Here is an 18,281-nt window from a genome sequence, read left to right as displayed (position 1 = left end):
TTTGCTGTGTTGCTCAAAATGTCAGGTTTGACCTTCTGTCATGGTTTCCGGTGCCGAAAGTTCGGCAGGCGCACCGGACGTTTCCAGCGTCTCGCTTTCTCCGGACGCGCTAGGCGCGGGTTCCTCCGGCAGGTCGTTCACCGCGATGAGACGGCCGGTAACGACGATCCGGTTGAGGTGTGTCCCGATCGGGTCGCAGGAGGTGAGGGTCAGACGGTTATAATCCTTGATGCGGATCGGGTCCCAGTCATCGGCCTGGATAATCTCAGTGCCCTCGTATTCATAGACATATTCCTTGCCTTCATAATCGAGGTACATCAGATCGCCGTCGGTGACCGTCTGAATATCGAGGAATTCGCAACCATAGATATCCCGGTGGCCGGCGATACTGACATTCGGGTTCCCTTCGCCCGGAACCTGTCCATATTCGTAAAGCCCAACGCCGCCCTTGAGCGTCTCGTCATCCGAGCCGCCCCGCACCTCGGAGACAAGGTTCAGGCGCGGGACACGCAAAACCATCGATTTATCCACATAGGCGGAACGTCCGTGCGTGCCGACCAGCTTGCCGACCGGATAGACCTGTTCCCGGTACGGTGCGAGCGGATCGGCCGGTTCAGATTCGGAGGAGCCGGGTTCCGGCTCTGGTTCGGAGGCGGAAACAGACGGCGCTTCCGAGGAGGGCGCGGGCGCGGAAGCCCCCTGCCCGGCAAAGAGGAACGTCCATGCGCAATATCCCAACAGCGCCGCACCAATTACCGCAAGCAAAGCAGGCAGCAGGCGGTTTCTGCGCCCATTGGGCTTTTTCGGCGCGGGTGTTTGGAGCTGATTTTTTGACTGTGGGGACGTATCGTTCTGTTCCCGGTTCACGGGATTCGGATTTTCTTCCATTATAGACCTCCCGCAGGATATCGTTAGATGTTTTTATTATATACATTTTGACAGAAAAAGCAAAGCCTATTTTATCCTCATATTCGGCCGAAAAGATTTTCTGATCTGAATAAGCGGTCACAAATTCCGTCTAAAAAGAACTTTACTTTTACCCAAAATATGATAAACTTAGCTTGAGAGAATCCGACTATTTATTCATAATGCTTTATTTTTGGAGGAATTCGGTCATGGATCAGTCTGTTCAACCGCCGCAGGACAATACCATTTACATCAGCATGCTCGGTGGATTTAAGCTAACCGTGCAGGATAAGGTCCTCAGCGACACCCTCAACCGAACCCACCAGCTCTGGAACCTTCTGGAATATCTGATTGCATTCCGCAACAAGACGGTTTCACAGGACGAGCTGATTGAAGCGCTCTGGCCGAATGACGGCAGCGAAAATCCCGCCAATGCACTCAAAAACCTGATCTACCGGATTCGCAACCTCTTCACCAACCACGAAATCCCCTTTGCCAAAGAGATTATCATTTTTCATCGCGGTTCCTACCGCTGGAACAACCAGCTTCCCTGTGTGGTGGATATTGAAGAATTTGAAAAGACCTTCCGAATCGCTTCGGATGTGGAGCAGCCGAGCGAATTCAGGATCGAGCAGTACCGCAAGGCGCTCGATCTCTACAAAGGTGATTTCCTGCCCGGGTCGAATTACGAGGAGTGGGTTGTCCCCCTCACCGGCTATTACCGGTCGATCTATTTCAAATGTGTCTATGAGGCGATCAGGCTGCTCATCAAACAGGAAAAGTTCGACGACATCCGGATTATCTGCGAACAGGCCATTGTGATCGATCCATTTGAGGAAGGCGCGCATAAACACCTGATCCACGCGCTGGTCAAGCAGAATAAGCAGAGCGAGGCGCTCGCCCATTATAACTATGTGACCGATCTGTTCTACCGGGAGCTCGGCGTCAGGCCCTCCGACGCCATGCGCAACCTCTACCGCGAGATTGTCAAATCGGTCAACAATGTCGAAACCGACCTGGGCATCATCAAGGAGGACCTGAGTGAGCGCAATGCCGTCAAGGGCGCGTTCTACTGCGACTACGAGGTCTTTAAAAACATGTACCGGCTCGAAGCGCGCACCGCCACCCGCACCGGCCAGTCGGTCTTTATCGGGCTCATCACTGTGACCAACTCGAAAGATGAGGTTCCCGATCCGCAGACGCTCAGCAGGATCATGGACCAGCTGCTCGAAACGCTGCGTACCAGCCTGCGCCGCGGCGACGTGATTTCCCGCTTTTCTTCGACGCAATATGTCCTCATGCTGCCTACGCTTACCTATGAAAATGGCGAGATGGTTATCAGCCGGATCTGTAAAAAGTTCCGTTCCGAATGCAAGCTGAAGGATGTCAAGCTCCATACTACTTTACAGCCCCTCGACCCGATCCTCTGAAAAACAGACACCGCCCGGCTGCAAGCTCACCGCAGCCGGGCGGTTTTTGGCTGGATTTTCCTGTTTCTGTCGCATTTTGTAAACGCGGTCATATTTGCTCAACATCAAATCTTGTCTGGATTCGAAATTGTGACCGCCGTATGACCGTTCCATGCAATAATAAAAACAGTAAATTATAAAGGGGGATTGTTGCTTGCCGATTCGTGGTTCCACAATGCTTCCCAGCAATGTCACCCGAACGCTCGTCTGCATTGACCAGGCATTCGTTGCAGAAATGGCCGGCCGCCTTTATAATCCGTTCGCAGAGCATCCCATCGAGTTCCATGGGGTCATCGATATGGCGACCCGGATGGACCGGCTGTTTGATGCCCTGTCCTTTCCGCAGGTTTATTTCGACTACCGTTCTTTCCGGAAGGAAAACACCGCGCCGCCGGCACGTTCCAAAGCGAAGGAGGTTCAACGCTATATGGATGACAGCATTTTTGAAACTGAAAAAGGGCAAAAGGCCACTTTTATCGTCCAGGTACAGTTCCGGCAGAACGCCACCTGGCAGGGAACGATCCAATGGGCTGACCAGAAAAAAACCCGGCGTTTTCGCAGCACGCTGGAAATGATCAAGCTGATGAGCGACGCGCTCGAAGAGGAGAGCGGCGATTCAGTCGAGCTTGCCAGCTGGGAGAAAGAGCCTGAAAATGAAAAATAGATGATTTCCGCTCCACTGTCCGGCTTTACCGGGCAGTGGACTTTTTTTCCTGCGCCGCTGGTTTCGCTTGATGTGCGGCCGCCAATTGGATATAATGATATCAATTTAAGCCTTCCGGCGCGCCGGAAGGAAGGAGGCCTTCCATGAACGAAAAAGAACGGATGCTGTCCGGCGAGTTCTATCATCCCGGAGACGAACAGCTCGTCGCCGACCGCCTGCGCGCCCGCTCCCTCACCATGCGCTACAACGCTCTGCCGCCCGGCGCCTGGGACGAGCATGCAAAAATTCTGGAGGAGCTGCTCGGCCACGCGGGATATGACTGCTGGTTTGAACCGCCGTTTCATTGTGACTACGGCTATAATATTGCGGTGGGGGACGGTTTTTATGCAAACTTCAACTGCACCCTGCTCGACTGCGCGAAAATCCAAATTGGCAGCCATGTGATGTTTGGCCCAAACGTGGTCATTGCCGCCGCGACCCATCCGCTGCTCCCGGAACAGCGCAACAGCGGTTTTGAATTCGGCCGTCCGGTCACCATCGGCAACAATGTTTGGCTCGGCGCGGGCGTGGTTGTCAATCCCGGGGTAACCATCGGGGATAACGCGGTCATTGGCAGCGGCAGCGTGGTCACAAAGGACATCCCGCCGGATGTGCTCGCGGTGGGCATTCCCTGCCGCGTGCTGCGCCCGATCACCGAGGCCGACCGTATGGAGATGGGCCGTCCCTGAGCATACCGGCTGTCAAAAGGAGTGTCCAAAATGAAAACCTGCCTGCTAATCGGGATCGGCGGCGCGGCCGGCGCGATCCTCCGTTATCTGCTCGGCATGCTGCCGCTGTCGGGAGATTTCCCGCTGGCCACCTTTCTCACCAACCTGCTCGGCGCTATTGCGATTGGGTTGGTCATTGGTGTATCCGAACGGTTCCCACAGCTGCCGCGCGAACTCGTCCTGTTTTTAAAAACTGGATTCTGCGGCGGCTTTACCACCTTTTCCACCTTCTCGCTGGAAACCCTAACCCTGCTCGAAGGCGGACAGGCCGTGCTTGGGAGCCTTTATGCCGTCCTAAGCGTCCTTTCCTGCGTGTTCGGCGTGTTCCTCGGCCGGCTGTTGGCGGTTTCCCTCTCCCCGGCCATCTGACCCAAACGCGAAAAGGCGCGCACCGTGTAGCGGTGCGCGCCTTTTTAATCATTACAATTACGCAGCGGCTTTTGCGCCGGTCTTTTCGGTCAGCTTGCGAATACCCTGGAAAGCGACCACAACGCCAAGCGCGAAGAGAAGGACTGCAAAGACAAGCTGCAGGCCGTCCCCAAAGGCATTGGCCGAGGCGGAAAGGCCGGTGGCAAGCTGGACAATCTTCATGGTGAGCGCGGTGAAGGTGACCGCCAGCATGCAGACCATCGGGATCCAGAGCATGAAGCCTTTGCGGTTGGTGTGTTTGAGGAAAACCGCACAGGCGATCAGCGAGAGCGCGCCGAGCAGCTGGTTGGCCGAGCCGAACAGCGGCCAGATATTTGCATAGCCCATCTTTGCGAGGATGAACGCGAGCACCAGCGTAATGACTGTGGCAAAATATTTATTCGAAGCGAGCTTCATCGCAGGGCTGAGGTTCGCCGGATCAGCGTCCGGATCGGCGAAAAATTCCTGGAAAGAGAGGCGGCCGATACGCGCCACCGAATCGAGCGAGGTGAGCCCGAACGCGGAAACCGCCAGCAGGATCAGGGTGGTGGAAACCGATTCAGGGATCGACAGCTTGGTGAGGAAGGTTGCGATTGCGCTTGCAAAGACCTGCGGCGGGGTTCCTTCCGGCAGGGTTGCGCCGGAGGCAAGGAATGCCACACAGATCAGCGCGATGATGCCCAGCATGCCTTCGAGCAGCATGGCGCCGAATGAAACCGGCAGCATATCCCTTTCATTTTTAATCTGTTTGGATGCGGTGCCCGACGATACGAGCGAATGGAAACCGGAGATCGCGCCGCAGGCAATGGTGACGAACAGGGTCGGGAACAGGTACTGACCTTTTACCACGAAGCCGTTGAAAGCGGAAAGGTTGATCGACGGGTTATAGACGAAGATACCCACAATCGCGGCGACAATCATCGCGACCAGCAGATAGCTGTTGAGGTAATCACGCGGCTGCAGCAGCGCCCAGACCGGAACAACCGACGCGATAAAGATGTAGATAAAGATCGAAATATGCCAGAAACCAGTGGTCTGGTGGATCGGGAACGCAAGCCCCAGCGCAATGCAGGCAACCAGCAGCACAAGCGCCACCGTGGTGTTGATCCAGGTTTTCTGTTTTGAATACTTGAGGAACATCCCGAGCCCCACCGCCGCAGCGATAAAGAGGATTGAGGTGGTTGCAACCGAGCCGTTCGCGTCGATCATCGCGCCATCCGCGGCAAAACCGTTGAAGGTGCCCGCGACGATGTCCGCGAAGGCGGCGACCACAAGGATGCAGAAGAGCCAGCAGAAAAGCAGGAACAGCTTCTTGCCGACCTTGCCGATATACATTTCAATGATGATGCCGATCGAATGGCCTTTGTTTTTCACCGAGGCGTACATGGCGGAAAAGTCCTGCACCGCGCCAAAAAAGACGCTGCCCAGCAGGCACCAGAGCAGAACCGGCACCCAGCCGAAGATCGCCGCCTGGATCGGGCCGTTGATCGGGCCCGCGCCCGCGATCGAAGCGAACTGGTGTCCAAAGACCACATTGGCATCCGCGGGAACATAGTCCACCCCGTCCTCCAGTTCATAGGCCGGGGTCTTGGCTTTCGGGTCTACGCCCCAGGTTTTTGCAAGGTAGCGCCCATAGACCAGATACGCGCCGCCCAGCACCACCAGGGAGATTGCCATGATTGTTAAGCCGTTCATTTTGATTTCCTCCAAATCTTCTGTTTTACAGCCGGTAAAACAGTTGCTGTTACAGAACCGAAACGCAAAAAAGGCCCCGTCCCTTAAAACTTTTAAGAGACGAAGCCGAAGCCCCGCGTTACCACTCTTGTTGCCGTACGTACACGGCCGCTCTGCCATATCGAACAATCCGACCGCGCGGCCACCTCAAAGCAACACGGTTTCGTTGTTGAATATGTTTCCCGTTAACGGTGGAAATCCGGTCACACCTACTGGGTTTCCCGTTCAGCTGACTGCTCGCAGGGGATCAATCTCCGGGCTTTCACGCCGCCTTTCAGCGGATGGCGGCTCTCTGTGGCGGAAACTTCCAGAAACCATTCCTGTTCATCGCATTTGCATGATTCTGTATTGTGATGATTCTAACAACATTTGCGCGGTGCGTCAATGCGCTTTTCACACTTTTTCTGAAATATTGCAATATTATTCCCTTTTCTACAAAAATCCGGGCCAATCAAAAACGCTTTTCAGCAAAATTTATTGTATAAGTTGCTAAGCAATCAGGCTTATTTTTCGTCATTTCGCCCTAAGTCCCGCATCTGCAAAATTTGGGCGTCCAAAAGCCGCGCCTCGGCCGGATCGTGGGTCACAGCAAACAGGACCCGGCCCCGCGCATGGTGCAGAAGGAACCGCGCGGCGCGCTCCCTGTTTTGCTCATCAAGTCCGGTGAACGGCTCGTCAAGCAGCATCAGCGGGCTTTGAAAGGCCGCCGCCCGCGCGATCGCCGCGCGGCGCTTCATCCCGCCGGAAAGTTCCGCTGGGTAACGCCCCGCTTCCTCCCCAAGCCCCAATTCCAAAAGCAGCGTTTCCAGCTCCCGCGCCGGCCGGCGCGGTGCTACCAATGAAAGATTATCCAAAAGGGTCAGCTGTCCGACCAGCCGGTTTTCCTGAAACACCATCGCAACCCCTTCCGGCGGAAGCCCTGCGATGCTTCCCGTGTCCGGGCGTTCAAGCCCGGCAAGCAGGCGCAGCAAGGTCGTTTTTCCGCAGCCGGACGGCCCCATCAGAGCGGTTCGGCTGCCGGGCTGCAGCGTAAAATTCAGGCCCCGCAGGATCTGCTTTTCACCGTAGGAAAAGGAAACATCCCTGCATATGATCTTCATTCCCGCACCTCCCGCTTCATACGGCTCAGGCGCTTGGTCAGCGCGTCAAAACCCACCAGCATCATCCGTTCAAGCAGCACCGACAGCAGGATAATCACCGCTGTCCAAGCAAACAGGTCGGCCGTTTCGAGGTAGACCTTTGCATTGTAGAGCTGGGTGCCGATCGCAGCCGTGGGAATGGCAATGACTTCGCCCGCGATGCCCGCTTTCCACGAAAATCCAAGTCCCACCCGCGCGGCCGATAAAAAATACGGAAGCGCCGCCGGCACGGTGATTGAACGCAGAACCGAGGCGTGCGGCAGCCGGAACACCTTTGCCATTTCCAAAAGCTTCGGATCGGTACTTTTGATTCCCTGATGGACATTTGACCACACGAGCGGCAGCACCATCAGGAAAGCGATAAAAACCGAAAGGTTTTTCCCGCTGATCCACACAAGCGCAAGGATCACAAAGGAAGCGACCGGCGTTGCCTTGATGATATTCATCGGCAGTGAAACGAATGCGTGAGCCCATCTGGAATGCGCGGTGGCAAAAGCAACCGCCGTACCGCAAACGAGCCCCAACAGGAATCCTGTAAGGATCCTGCCGAGGCTTTGGACGATGATTCCCCAAAAGCTGCCGCTCACGGCGAGCTGGGCCACCCGGACAAGGGTGGCTGCGGGAGAGGCCAGCAAAAGGTCCTCCCCCACAGCGAGATAAGCCGCCTGCCACAGGAGCAGCCAGAGGACGATCACAATGATTCTTGTCGGGAACGGGTGTTTATCCGAGGAAGTAGAGGTTTTCATCCGGCAGCTTGCCTCCTACTGACTGGGGGTCCGCGTCGAACAGCACTTGATAGAATCCGCTGGCGATCGTCTTCATCTCCTCACCGGTTTTGAATACGATGCTGCATTCGGGGATTGCGGCTTTTGCGATCGGCGCTTTGGGGATGATGCCCCGCGCCACAACCAGTTCAGCCGCCGCATCGAGATTGGCAGGGTCGGTCACGAATTCGACCGAGGCCCTGTAGTTTTCCAGAAAGGCCTTGACCGCTTCGGGATGTTCTTCGATGAACTGCTGCTGGATGACGATGCAGCCCATTGTCAGGCCGCCCGCGCCGCCAGAAACCGCATCCCATTCCTTAGTCAGGTCAAGCGCCACGCGGATGTCCGGATTCTGCATGGTGACGGTGGTGACAAACGGCTGCGGCAGTACCGCCAGATCCGCCTGGCCCGCCGCGAGCAGGTTTGCAAGCTCGGTGTGCTCGGACTTGTATTCGACGGTTACCTCCCCGAGGATATCGTTCTGCGCAAGGATATAGTTGAACGCAAATTCCGGCACGGAACCTTTTCCGGTCGAATAGACCGTCTTGCCGGCAAGGTCGGCGATCGACTGGATGGTATCGCCGTTTTCCACAACATACAGGATTCCCATTGTATTGAGCGCCGCGAGCTTCACTTTGCCCTCGGTCTTGTTATAAAGGGTTGCGGCAAGGTTGGTGGGCACGGCAGCGATGTCAAATTCTCCTTGGATGATTTTTCCGACGATCTCATCCGGCGCGCCCGCCATCGTGAATTTGTAGTTTGAAAGGTCTTCGCCGTCAGCTTCCTCCATCAGCTTGACCATACCGATCGCGGTCGGGCCCTTGAGCGCCGCAACGCGCACCTCCACATCGTCGGTGGGGATGGTGAATACGGGTCCTGCCGGAGCGGGAGCTTCGGATAGGGCAGGTTCGGCAGAAGCCGGCTCAGCTGTTCCAGAGGAAGCGGGCGCACTCTCAGGCATGACGGAAGAAGACGGGGCTTTTGCCTGGCCGCAGGCGGCAAAGGAAAGGGTCAATGCGAGCGCCAGCAAAATGACGGATCGTTTTTTCATAGGACAGGTCCTCCTTATGCAATTGGAAATTATTTTTGTCAGAATGGATGTTTCAGGGCTGCCGGGATGCGAACCGCAACCGTCTTCTCAGCGCGGCGGATAATCCCCCGTTTCTCCAGCACGTCGAGGCTCCGGTAAAGCGAAGCGCGGCCGATGTTGAGCTGGCGGGCGAGCTGTGCATAACCCTGAGAAACGACCACCGTGCCTTCCTGTTCATTCTCCAGCAGGTAAAAGCGCAGGGCCTCCAGCGCGCTCGGCGCGGTAAAACGCTCAATCTTACGATTGAGGAACCGGATACGGCAGGAAAGAAACGCGATGTAGTTGACCGCTGTCTGCGGAAACTCTGCAAAAAGTCCGGTCAGCTGCCGGTCGGTGATGAAAACAACCTGTGCCGCCGTTTTGGCTGAAACCGTTGCGATATAGTCCTCTTCCGGCGAGAAAAGCGCCGCCACTCCAAAGCAGTTTCCGGCGTCAAGTGTGTTGAGCAGCACGCCAGACGCATTGTGAACAACCGCCGCGCCTTTGGTAACGAACCCCACCGAGCGGGCGAACGCGCTGGCTGTATAGATTTCTGCGCCAGCCGCAAAGCTTTCGGCATGCAGCTCGTCAAGGAATCCCTCCACCAGCTGCGGGGGGATCTGCTCAAACAGGAAACTGCCGAGCAGCAGCTGTTTTTGCCGGTTTGTCAGCGACACAAGGCACTCCTCCCCAAAACTGTCTCATTTGATACAGATTCATTATATCATGGAAGTATTTTCTGTCAAGCCGCAGTTGCGTCAAAGCCACAAACATGCTATGCTGGGAACATCAAAACCGCAAGGAGGCCGCGATGATTTCGATCGACGAAATGCAGGAGATGCTTTCTGAACTGCTTGATGAACTGCCGGAGCCTTTTTTTGCCGAGCTCAACGGCGGCGTAAGCCTGCTGCCCGAGGCAAAACCGAATCCGGCAGCCCGCGCCGATGATCTCTATATCCTTGGGGAGTACCATTCGGGCGGGTTCCTCGGCCGGGCGGTCTTTCTTTATTATGGCTCGTTTGAACGGGTATTCGGCCATCTCGCCCCACTGGCGCTCAAGCGCGAGCTGCGTAAAACACTGCGCCACGAATTCCGGCATCACATCGAATCGCTCGCCGGTGAGGACGGGCTCATCCTGGAGGACAAGCGGCAGCTCGAAGAATACTTCCGGCAGGACGCCGCGCACCGCGCACCCGGTGAAGCCGCCCGGCAGGCGCATGAAAACGGTCTTCGCGAAGGCCTGCGGTTTCGCCGTAAGTCATTTTAATATACCGGCCAACGGCCAATAAGCAAAAAAACAGCCGTTTTTGCGGCTGTTTTTCTATTATTTTTTGTCGAGTCCTTCCACATAAGCCGTATAGCTTTCCTTTGTAAACACCGGCTGGAACTCCGCTTTGATTCGGCGGGCTTCCTTTCCGCCGTCCCGGAGCAGCTGATAAACGGTAAGCGCCATCAGCTTGGCCGGAACGGCCAGGGCTTTATATTCGTCGGTAATGGTGAAATCCTGGCTGTGCAATGATCCGGAAAATCCGCCGTGGGTGAAGTTCACGACCGGCAGCAGATGCGTCAGGTCGCCCACATCGGTGGATGCGGTGTTGTGGCGGATGATATCCACCGGCTCCCAGCTCACGTCCTCGAGCAGCGCGGCCGATTTCAAAAGGACCTCGTCCGCCTCCCGCGCGATGATCGGCAGATACCCCTGTTCGTCCAGAATTTCGGCAGTCGCACCGATCGCATACGCCGCGCCGGTGAATGCCCGGTCGACCTTTTCGCTTGCCGCGCGCATCGCGCCAAGCGTCTTCGCGCGCACCTGCATCTCCAACCGTACCTCGTCCGGCACGACATTGACTGCGCTTCCGCCTTTCGTGATGATCGGATGCACACGGACATAATCCTGCTCCCGAAAGGTTTCCCGCAGCATCCCGATGGCGGAAAGCCCCAAACTGGCTGCATTGAGCGCGTTTACAGCGAGATGCGGCGCATTCGCCGCGTGCGCCGCCTTGCCATGCAAAACGACCGTCTTTGCAACAAAACCATTGCAGGAAAGATTTCCAAGCAACAGATCACTGCCGCATTCGACCATATGAACATGGGTGGTAAGCGCCACATCCACATCGTCAAACGCGCCAATCCGGATCAGCTCGCTCTTGCCGCCGTTAAAACGGATCTTCCCGGCCTCGCGCAGCTCCCGGCGTATAGGAGCGTCGACATGCTCCTCCGCGGGCACCGCGAAAAAGACTGCGTCGCCGTCAAGCGCTTCGCGCACCTCTGGGTCGGTAAGCGCCATCGCCGCGCCAAGCATCGCGGTCATCTGCGCATGATGCCCGCAGGCATGCGACACACCGTTTTCCGGATTCGCAAAGGGATGCTCCGCGCAGCGGATCCCATCCAGCTCGCTGATGACCGCCGCTGTCGGACCCCTGCCGCTGCCAAGCCGCGCCTTCACGCCGGTGACCGCCAACCCTTCCGCTACCGGCAGGCCAAGCGCCCTAAACTGCCGCGCAATTTTTCCAGCAGTACAAAATTCCCGGAAGCCGGGCTCCCCGCGGGAATAAATATCATTTGCAAACCGATACAGTTCCGGCGTTTTTTCATCGATAATCGTAAGAATCCGCTGTTCAATCGGGTCCAAATCAGTCACCTCACCGCTTTATTTTTTGACGCTCCCATTTTACTCTCCTTGGCCTGTTTGGTCAATTCCCTTTATTTTCAATATATTTCCATTTTAATTGTGTGATTCCACTAATAAAATGCGTTGCTGTTTGTCCAAGTCGGTGAATCCTCTGTAAATTTCAGGAATCGTTTGACAATCTAAACAGAGCGGGTATAATTTAAATATGCAAATTAACTACCAACTGCTTAAGGAGTGTGAACAGGATGGCTTTCAAGAAAAACCAGTATTACCTGATCCTTTCCCGTGTGAACAAAAAGGCCCTTGGGATTGAAAACGCGAGCTTGGAAAACGGCGCCCTGGTGCAGCTGCAGGATAAGGACGGCAGCGACGCGCAGCAATGGCAGGCCATCGGCGGCGAGTCATCCTTCAAGCTGATTAACAAACTTTCCGGGAAGGCGTTGGACGTCGTCTACGGCGGCACCGAGTGCGGCTCCTGGGTCCACCAGTGGGAGGATCTGCCCACCGATACCCAGCAGTGGTATCTGGAACACGATCTCGACGGTTATGTCCGCATCAAATCAAAAAAATCCGGGCGTTGCCTTGACATTGTGGCAATGGTCGCCGCATACGGCGCGAACATCCAGATTTGGGACGACGTGGACGGCATGAATCAGCAGTGGACGATCGAACCGGCTCCGGCTGCCGAAAAGCCCGCTAAAAAAACCGCCGAAAAATCAGAAAAACCCGCTGACAAGAAACCGGCTGCGAAAAAGCCCGCTACGAAAAAGCCCGCCACCAAAGCGCAAACCTCTGCAAAGGCGGAAAAACCCGCTGCAAAAAGGGCCGCGAAAGCACCGGCTAAAAAAGCCGCCGCGGAACCTGAAAAGTAATCCGCAGATTACAAAGGAGCGTCCCTGATGGGACGCTCCTTTTATACGCGAAAAAATCGCTTTGGGATTCAGTGTATAGAATTTTCAAACAGGATGCCTTTTTCCGCGAGCGCCGCGCAGATGCGGCGGAAAGTTTCCTGATCCGGGCAGGAGATGGTGTGCAGGTGCACGCCGCCGGTCAATGCGGAAAGCGGCGTACCGCTGCTCGCGCGCAGCTTTCTCAGAAAGGAGTCCGCGTCGTAGCGGGAAAAAACGTGCAGCTGGCCGGAAATCTGGCCGTAGACCGCATGTTCGACCACCACGTCGATAACACCGCCGCCGTTATCGACCACCGCGTACAGCTCCTGCGCAATCTGGTCCTGTCCATGTTTGCAGGCGACCGTATAACAACGCTCCCGTTCGGATTGCTGCGCAAGGATATAGCCGCGCGGGGTGGCAGATATTGTCAAATTGGAAGCGCGCAGGAGCGCGATATCCCCCACGATGATCTGCCGGCTGACACCCATCTGCTTTGCAAGTACACTTGCGCTGACGGGCTGGCCCGCCGCCATCAGAAGTTCTTTGATTTTTTCACGCCGCTCGGAAGCGACCATTTCCATCACCGCCTTTTTTGATCGTCCGCTTTCTGTCAGCGGATGCTATAGTTCCTGATCTCGTTCCCGCTGAGATCCTTGATGGTGAACAAGCCGTCCTCATAGGTCATATAGCTGTGGGCGTTTCCCTCCTTCGGAATCGCGACCGAACCGGGGTTCAGGTAAACATAGTCCCCAACCGCTTCCATCGCCTGCACATGGGTATGGCCATGCAGCAGGATGTCGCCCCTTTTGAGCGGAGGAAGCGCCCCTTTGTTGAAATGATGTCCGTGGGTGGCAAAAACCATCCGTCCGTCGAGCCAAAGCGCCATATATTCCGCCATAACCGGGAAATCCAGCACCATCTGGTCGACCTCGGCCTCACAGTTGCCGCGCACGCAGAGCAGCTCGTCCTTCATACCGTTTAACAGCGCAATCACCGCCTTGGGATTATAGTCGCGCGGAAGATCGTTACGCGGCCCATGATAGAGCAAATCCCCGAGCAGAATCAGTTTTTCGGGCCGTTCTGTTTTCCAGCATGCGATCATCTTTTCACAATAATAGAGCGATCCATGAATGTCGGACGCAATCATCAGTTTCATAAGGAACCTCCTGGATTGATTTCTATTCCATTGTACGACAATGTGAAAATTCCGTCAATTACCCCGTGCATTTTTACGCCAAAAAGCTTTTCCAACCGGTTCCATCGTAGTATAATGGTTCGGGATTTAATTGTAAAGAAGGTTCGGAAATGCTCACCGATATGACCGAAGGTTCCCCCGCCAAAATTCTCTGGCGGTTTTCCATCCCCATGCTGCTGAGCGTGGTCTTCCAGCAGCTCTATAACATTGTGGACAGCATCGTCGCCGGGCAGTATGTCGGCATGGACGCGCTCGCCGCGGTTGGAGCCTCCTTTCCGGTCACAATGATCTTCATGGCGGTTGCGACCGGTTCCAATATCGGCTGCTCGGTCGTGATCTCACAGTTGTTCGGCGCAAAGGATTTCAGCAAGATGAAAACCGCCGTCAGCACTTCTCTTATTGCGAGCGCGGCGCTCAGTTTTCTGCTCACCCTGTCGGGATTTTGGTTCTGCGGCCCGCTGATGCGGCTCCTGCATACCCCACAGGAGATCTTTTCAGACGCGGAGCTCTATCTGCGCATCTATACCGGCGGGCTTCTCTTCCTGTTTCTCTATAATATCTGCACCGGAATCTTCACCGCGCTCGGCGACTCCCGCACCCCGTTATATTTCCTGATCGCCTCGTCACTCGGCAATATCCTGCTCGACCTTGTTTTTGTGATCGTTTTTAAATTTGGGGTGGCAGGCGTGGCATGGGCCACCTTTCTGGCACAGGGGATTTCATCGGCCTCAGCGCTCGCGGCGCTCGTTTTCCGGCTGCGGGCGGTCCCCTCCGGGGGCGCGGTTGAACGGTTTTCTTTCCCGATGCTTGGACGTGTCGCGGTCATTGCCGTGCCGAGCATTTTGCAACAGAGCTTTATCTCAGTCGGCAACCTGTTTGTGCAGGGGCTGGTGAACACCTTCGGCGCGGCAGTGGTCGCGGGCTTCTCGGCTGCGGGCAAGCTCAACACTTTTGCAATCACCTCTTTCACCACCCTCGCAAACGGGCTTTCCAGCTTCACGGCGCAGAACATCGGCGCCGGAAAACTCGATCGGATTGGCCGTGGCTTCACAGCCGGGCTCATTATGGTACTGTGCGTGGTAAGCTGTTTCTTCGCGGCTTTTTTTGTATTCAGCGGACAAATGATGGGTATTTTCCTCGATGCCGAGAATACCGACGTGATTGCGGCGGGTTCCGCCTTCCTGCGCGTAGTTTCACCATTTTATTTTGTCGTTTCAGTCAAACTCATCGCAGATGGCGTCCTGCGCGGCTCCGGCGCAATGGCGCCCTTTATGATCGCCACCTTTTCCGATCTCATTTTACGGGTGGTGCTGGCCTTTGTGCTGGCCGCGCGGCTTGGCTCCGTCGGCATCTGGATCGCCTGGCCGGTCGGCTGGACGATTGCGGCAGCGCTTTCGTATGCTTTTTATGCAAGCGGGATCTGGAAAAAGAGGCTTTTCCGCGAGGAACTATAAAAAAGGCGGCTGCCCAGCAGCCGCCTTTTTTATAACAGCCTTCCCTCCAGGAAGGCTGCCAGTGTATCCTCCACACGTTTGGCATGCAGCGGAAAGCGCTCCCTGAGCGGTTCGGCTGCGTTCTCCATGATATAGCCATGCCCAACAGCCTCCAGCATCTGCAGGTCGTTGTAATTGTCTCCAAAAGCCATCATTTCCGCCTTTTGAAAGCCGAATTTCTGCTGCAAAAGCCGGATGGCCCCACCTTTGTTGGCAACCGTGAAATCCATCCATTCCTCGCCCGAAACAGCCGCCGAAACCACGCCGCCCCATCTCTCCTGGAAATGCGCCGCCGCATGTTCGATACCTTCCGGATCGAATGCTGAAATTTTCAGGAAAGGTTCGTCCACCTGCGCAAAATCATCCACAATCGTCACAGCGTTGCGGGTGTCATAGAGCAGCGCGGCGGCCAAATCTTTGGATCTTGTGTGCAGATAGGAGGTGTGTTTTCCCGAAAGCAGCACCTCGCAGCGTCCATAGGTTTCGATGTCCCGGATAATCGCAAGGCCGGTTTCCCGCGCGACGGGATACGATGCGATCACTTCCCCGTGCTGCATCATCAGCGCACCGTTCTCCGCCAGAAAAATCATATCCTGCCACACCGGTGAAAACAGCCTGCGCAGATTCGGATACTGTCTGCCGCTTGCCGCGGCAAAGACGATCCCTTTGCGGCGCAGCTCCCGGATAAGCGGGAAAACTTCCGGATTCAGCTTCTGCGCGCCGTTCTGCAAAAGCGTACCATCCAGATCACTGGCAATTAACTTGATCATACCGATCCTCCGATTTCCTCTAAAATGGGGATGGAAGCTTCCCATCCCGGCCGCAAATGGCTTTCCAACAAGATTGGACCGCAGCGGAGCGCCAAGCCGCGCGGCCAACGGCCCCGCCTCTTGTCCCTGCGGATATTGTACCATATCCGGACATGGAAATCCGATACGCCGCGCGGAGAATCTGCGCGGCGTATCGCCGGATATTCTGTTGAAATTGCCTCATCCGGACTGTACCGCATCAAAGCAGCCGCTCGTAAACAGGCGTATAGGCAATTTCCCCTCCAACCCGGTCGGAACGCATCAGGCTGACCCGCTCCGCTTGCATGGCAACCGGCTCCATAAGCCTTTCCAGCCTTTTTGCATCGACGCCTGGCGCGAGAATCACCTCTCTGCCGAGGGTGATATGCGGACAAAAGGGCCTGCTCTCGAGCGCAAAGCCCGCCTCCCGCAAATTTTTGCAGAGCTCTGCCTGCAAATCATACAAAGGGCTCGATTTTTCCACCCCGGCCCAGTAGAGTTTTTCCGATCCGCGTCCGGAAAAGCTCCCAATCCCGCAAAAGACAAGCGGAATCGGTCCAAATCGCCCCACCGCATCCAGGATCGCTTTGGCCGTATCCACCTCTGCGGTTTCTCCAAGGAACGCAAGGGTCAGATGCAGGTTTTCCCGCCGGGTAAAGCTGCCGCGCACAGCCAGTTTGCGCAAATGCCCGATTGTCCGGCAGAACTGTTCCCCAGCCTCCCCGGACAGATTCACCGCGATAAAAAGCCGCATGGCGTTTCCCCCTTTCCATCAAAACAGCTGCAAATATCATAGCACAAAAATACCGTCCGGCAAAATCGCCGGACGGTATTTTCACTTTGTTTTTATGGACTCATAATTGCCCCGCCGAATAGGATGAGCCCGGTTTCATTGTCCACAATCGCGGCGTAAAACGGGCGGTCGCAGACCATTACGGTCTGATCGAGCGCCATCGATTTGCCAGCGATCCCAAGCCCGGTCATGCCGGCGGCCTCGGTGCCCTCCTCATCGACCTTAAGCGCCGTCTTATGGACCGCGCTGCTCACATAGAGGCTCTGGTCGCCGGTGATACCACTCAAATCCGCGTTTTCCCCGAACACGTCGGTCACACCCAGCGCCTTCATCGCATCGATCAGGCTGGTGCCATACTGCAGATCCATCTTCGGCATCTCGAAGAACACCTTACGCGATACGAGATCCGCAAGCACACTTTCGATGAGCCCGGCGTTTACCGTCTTGAGAAAATTCGTTTCACCCTCCCGCGGCAGCAGGACAATCATAGAAGTCTTTCCATCCTTATATGGCAGCCGGATTGCCTGATACTGGTCGTTTTCCAGATAATCAAAGTTTGCCTCGCGCCGCATCATCTGCACCTTGATATCCCCGGACGGCGCATGGAAATCCTGTTCCCGCGTACGGCCGGGATCGAAGGCATCCTCCCACTGCGCTTTGAAATAGATCGTGTTGACCAGATACATAACCGTGTTCGGATCAATTTCCCCTTCAATCAGCTTTTCAATCAGGCCGTTGGTATTGCTTTTGATCCAGTTGTTGATCTTCCCGGCAGCCTCGGCACTGTCAAAATCGAGCGCTTCCACATGTGCGCTGAAAGCCGACTGCACGGCGTCCACAAACTCCTGCCGGATATCCTTAGCGGCGCTCTCCCGCATCCAAAGCGAATTGGAAAGCCGCATATCGGTCTCCCCGCGTTCCTCCAGGAGCTGTTTTTGCAGCTGCTGGCAGAATGCGTTCAGCACGGCGGTATCCTGTTGTCCAAGCAGGCTCCCGAGCTGTTCGGCGCTTTCCCCTGCCGCGCCGTTTTGCAGCATCCCGAATGCAAGATAGATGCTCACCGGCGACAGGAAGGTGTTTTCATCCTCCTTATAAAGCTGTTCATACAGCCGGAAGCCAAATCCGTTCACCGCGCCGACACCCTGCGCGTCAAGCACGCCGCCCACCGCAGCGGGCAGTTTTTCGGTCTTTTGCGATCCGGGTTCGGAAGACGAAGCGGCGGACGCGCCGGATGGCGCGGGCGCCGCCGGTTCTGACGCTTCCCCGCTATTCACCGCCTGCTGCGGCTCGCTGGACGAAACCGGCGCGGGCGCGCAGGCTGTCAGCAGCATCGACAGGCAAAGCGGATAAATCCAAAGTTTCTGCCATTTCATATCCAGTTCCCCTTTCATGGCTTTCACCAGAAAAGTGGCAATTTTTTTTGAAAATCATGCATCCCGCAAGAAGAAATCTCCACTCCAATCCGGGTGGGGATTTCTGCATCATTCCGTGCCAGCCAGTCTGTCATCAAAATCCACCGCTGGCAAATTCCAGACTAGGAACCACCGCGCGATTATGCTATACTATATAA

At 55.8% G+C, this 18,281-nt stretch carries 19 protein-coding genes and 1 other annotated feature; of the genes, 7 read left to right on the top strand and 12 right to left on the bottom strand.

The genetic code is table 11. From position 1 onward, the window contains the following. Positions 1–21: 21 nt before the first annotated feature. A complete protein-coding gene (locus BN4275_RS11600; protein ID WP_066458375.1) occupies positions 22–888 on the bottom strand; it encodes a sortase in 867 nt (288 codons plus the stop codon). A gap of 227 nt (positions 889–1,115) precedes the next feature. On the opposite strand from BN4275_RS11600, the gene BN4275_RS11595 reads away from it, so the two are divergent. The 4 genes from BN4275_RS11595 to crcB all read left to right on the top strand — a co-directional run bounded on the left by BN4275_RS11595 (position 1,116) and on the right by crcB (position 4,175). Continuing rightward, the gene (locus tag BN4275_RS11595; protein WP_066458372.1) at positions 1,116–2,336 is read left to right on the top strand and encodes an AfsR/SARP family transcriptional regulator; all 1,221 of its coding nucleotides are present in this window, start codon (positions 1,116–1,118) and stop codon (positions 2,334–2,336) included. 193 nt (positions 2,337–2,529) lie between these two features. Further along, complete coding sequence (locus BN4275_RS17720; protein WP_242863646.1) at positions 2,530–3,039, top strand: hypothetical protein; 510 nt, start codon at positions 2,530–2,532, stop codon at positions 3,037–3,039. A gap of 143 nt (positions 3,040–3,182) precedes the next feature. Further along, positions 3,183–3,767, top strand: coding sequence for a sugar O-acetyltransferase (locus BN4275_RS11585; protein WP_066458368.1), 585 nt, complete (start codon positions 3,183–3,185; stop codon positions 3,765–3,767). Between the two features lie 30 nt (positions 3,768–3,797). After that, positions 3,798–4,175: a fluoride efflux transporter CrcB gene (crcB, locus tag BN4275_RS11580; RefSeq protein ID WP_066458365.1), complete on the top strand. Its 378-nt coding sequence runs from the start codon at positions 3,798–3,800 to the stop codon at positions 4,173–4,175. A gap of 57 nt (positions 4,176–4,232) precedes the next feature. On the opposite strand, the gene BN4275_RS11575 is transcribed toward crcB, so the two are convergent. From BN4275_RS11575 to BN4275_RS11555, 5 genes are all read right to left on the bottom strand, one after another. After that, on the bottom strand, positions 4,233–5,909 hold the full coding sequence (locus BN4275_RS11575; RefSeq protein WP_066458363.1) for a carbon starvation CstA family protein: 1,677 nt from the start codon (positions 5,907–5,909) through the stop codon (positions 4,233–4,235). Positions 5,910–6,001: 92 nt separating this feature from the next. Continuing rightward, positions 6,002–6,285, bottom strand: a binding site (T-box leader). A gap of 166 nt (positions 6,286–6,451) precedes the next feature. Then, entirely contained in the window at positions 6,452–7,048 is a 597-nt protein-coding gene (locus tag BN4275_RS11570; RefSeq protein WP_066458359.1) for an ATP-binding cassette domain-containing protein, read from the bottom strand. Further along, a complete protein-coding gene (locus BN4275_RS11565; RefSeq protein ID WP_066458356.1) occupies positions 7,045–7,833 on the bottom strand; it encodes an ABC transporter permease in 789 nt (262 codons plus the stop codon). The genes BN4275_RS11570 and BN4275_RS11565 overlap by 4 nt, the downstream gene beginning before the upstream one ends. Beyond that, positions 7,808–8,902, bottom strand: a complete 1,095-nt coding sequence (locus BN4275_RS11560) for an ABC transporter substrate-binding protein (protein ID WP_066458353.1) — start codon at positions 8,900–8,902, stop codon at positions 7,808–7,810. The genes BN4275_RS11565 and BN4275_RS11560 overlap by 26 nt, the downstream gene beginning before the upstream one ends. 38 nt (positions 8,903–8,940) lie before the next feature. Further along, positions 8,941–9,597 carry a Crp/Fnr family transcriptional regulator gene (locus BN4275_RS11555; protein ID WP_066458352.1) on the bottom strand — a complete coding sequence of 219 codons (657 nt, stop codon included), beginning with the start codon at positions 9,595–9,597 and terminating at the stop codon, positions 8,941–8,943. A 134-nt stretch (positions 9,598–9,731) separates the two neighbouring features. Here BN4275_RS11555 and BN4275_RS11550 point away from each other — a divergent pair, with 134 nt between their 5' ends. Next, positions 9,732–10,187: a metallopeptidase family protein gene (locus tag BN4275_RS11550; RefSeq protein ID WP_066458351.1), complete on the top strand. Its 456-nt coding sequence runs from the start codon at positions 9,732–9,734 to the stop codon at positions 10,185–10,187. 57 nt (positions 10,188–10,244) lie between these two features. Here BN4275_RS11550 and BN4275_RS11545 read toward each other — a convergent pair whose 3' ends face one another. Further along, positions 10,245–11,552 carry an amidohydrolase gene (locus BN4275_RS11545; RefSeq protein ID WP_066458343.1) on the bottom strand — a complete coding sequence of 436 codons (1,308 nt, stop codon included), beginning with the start codon at positions 11,550–11,552 and terminating at the stop codon, positions 10,245–10,247. 245 nt (positions 11,553–11,797) lie between these two features. Between BN4275_RS11545 and BN4275_RS11540 the strand changes: the two genes are divergently transcribed. Next, entirely contained in the window at positions 11,798–12,424 is a 627-nt protein-coding gene (locus BN4275_RS11540; protein ID WP_066458340.1) for an RICIN domain-containing protein, read from the top strand. Between the two features lie 68 nt (positions 12,425–12,492). Here BN4275_RS11540 and BN4275_RS11535 read toward each other — a convergent pair whose 3' ends face one another. Both BN4275_RS11535 and yfcE read right to left on the bottom strand, forming a co-directional pair. Further along, the gene (locus BN4275_RS11535; RefSeq protein ID WP_066458336.1) at positions 12,493–13,017 is read right to left on the bottom strand and encodes a transcription repressor NadR; all 525 of its coding nucleotides are present in this window, start codon (positions 13,015–13,017) and stop codon (positions 12,493–12,495) included. A gap of 35 nt (positions 13,018–13,052) precedes the next feature. Next, complete coding sequence (gene yfcE, locus BN4275_RS11530; protein ID WP_066458334.1) at positions 13,053–13,598, bottom strand: phosphodiesterase; 546 nt, start codon at positions 13,596–13,598, stop codon at positions 13,053–13,055. Between the two features lie 149 nt (positions 13,599–13,747). On the opposite strand from yfcE, the gene BN4275_RS11525 reads away from it, so the two are divergent. Continuing rightward, complete coding sequence (locus tag BN4275_RS11525) at positions 13,748–15,091, top strand: MATE family efflux transporter (protein WP_066458332.1); 1,344 nt, start codon at positions 13,748–13,750, stop codon at positions 15,089–15,091. 29 nt (positions 15,092–15,120) lie between these two features. Here the strand turns inward: BN4275_RS11525 and BN4275_RS11520 are convergent, their stop codons facing one another. The 3 genes from BN4275_RS11520 to BN4275_RS11510 form a co-directional block, all read right to left on the bottom strand. Further along, positions 15,121–15,900 carry an HAD-IIB family hydrolase gene (locus BN4275_RS11520; protein ID WP_066458328.1) on the bottom strand — a complete coding sequence of 260 codons (780 nt, stop codon included), beginning with the start codon at positions 15,898–15,900 and terminating at the stop codon, positions 15,121–15,123. Between the two features lie 238 nt (positions 15,901–16,138). After that, positions 16,139–16,672 carry an RNA 2',3'-cyclic phosphodiesterase gene (gene thpR / locus BN4275_RS11515; protein ID WP_066458327.1) on the bottom strand — a complete coding sequence of 178 codons (534 nt, stop codon included), beginning with the start codon at positions 16,670–16,672 and terminating at the stop codon, positions 16,139–16,141. Positions 16,673–16,764: 92 nt separating this feature from the next. Further along, on the bottom strand, positions 16,765–18,084 hold the full coding sequence (locus BN4275_RS11510) for a serpin family protein (protein WP_161940201.1): 1,320 nt from the start codon (positions 18,082–18,084) through the stop codon (positions 16,765–16,767). Positions 18,085–18,281: the final 197 nt, after the last annotated feature.

This window comes from Anaerotruncus rubiinfantis (assembly GCF_900078395.1).
Lineage (GTDB): Bacteria > Bacillota > Clostridia > Oscillospirales > Ruminococcaceae > Anaerotruncus > Anaerotruncus rubiinfantis.
This window is presented reverse-complemented; position numbering and strand designations above follow the sequence as displayed.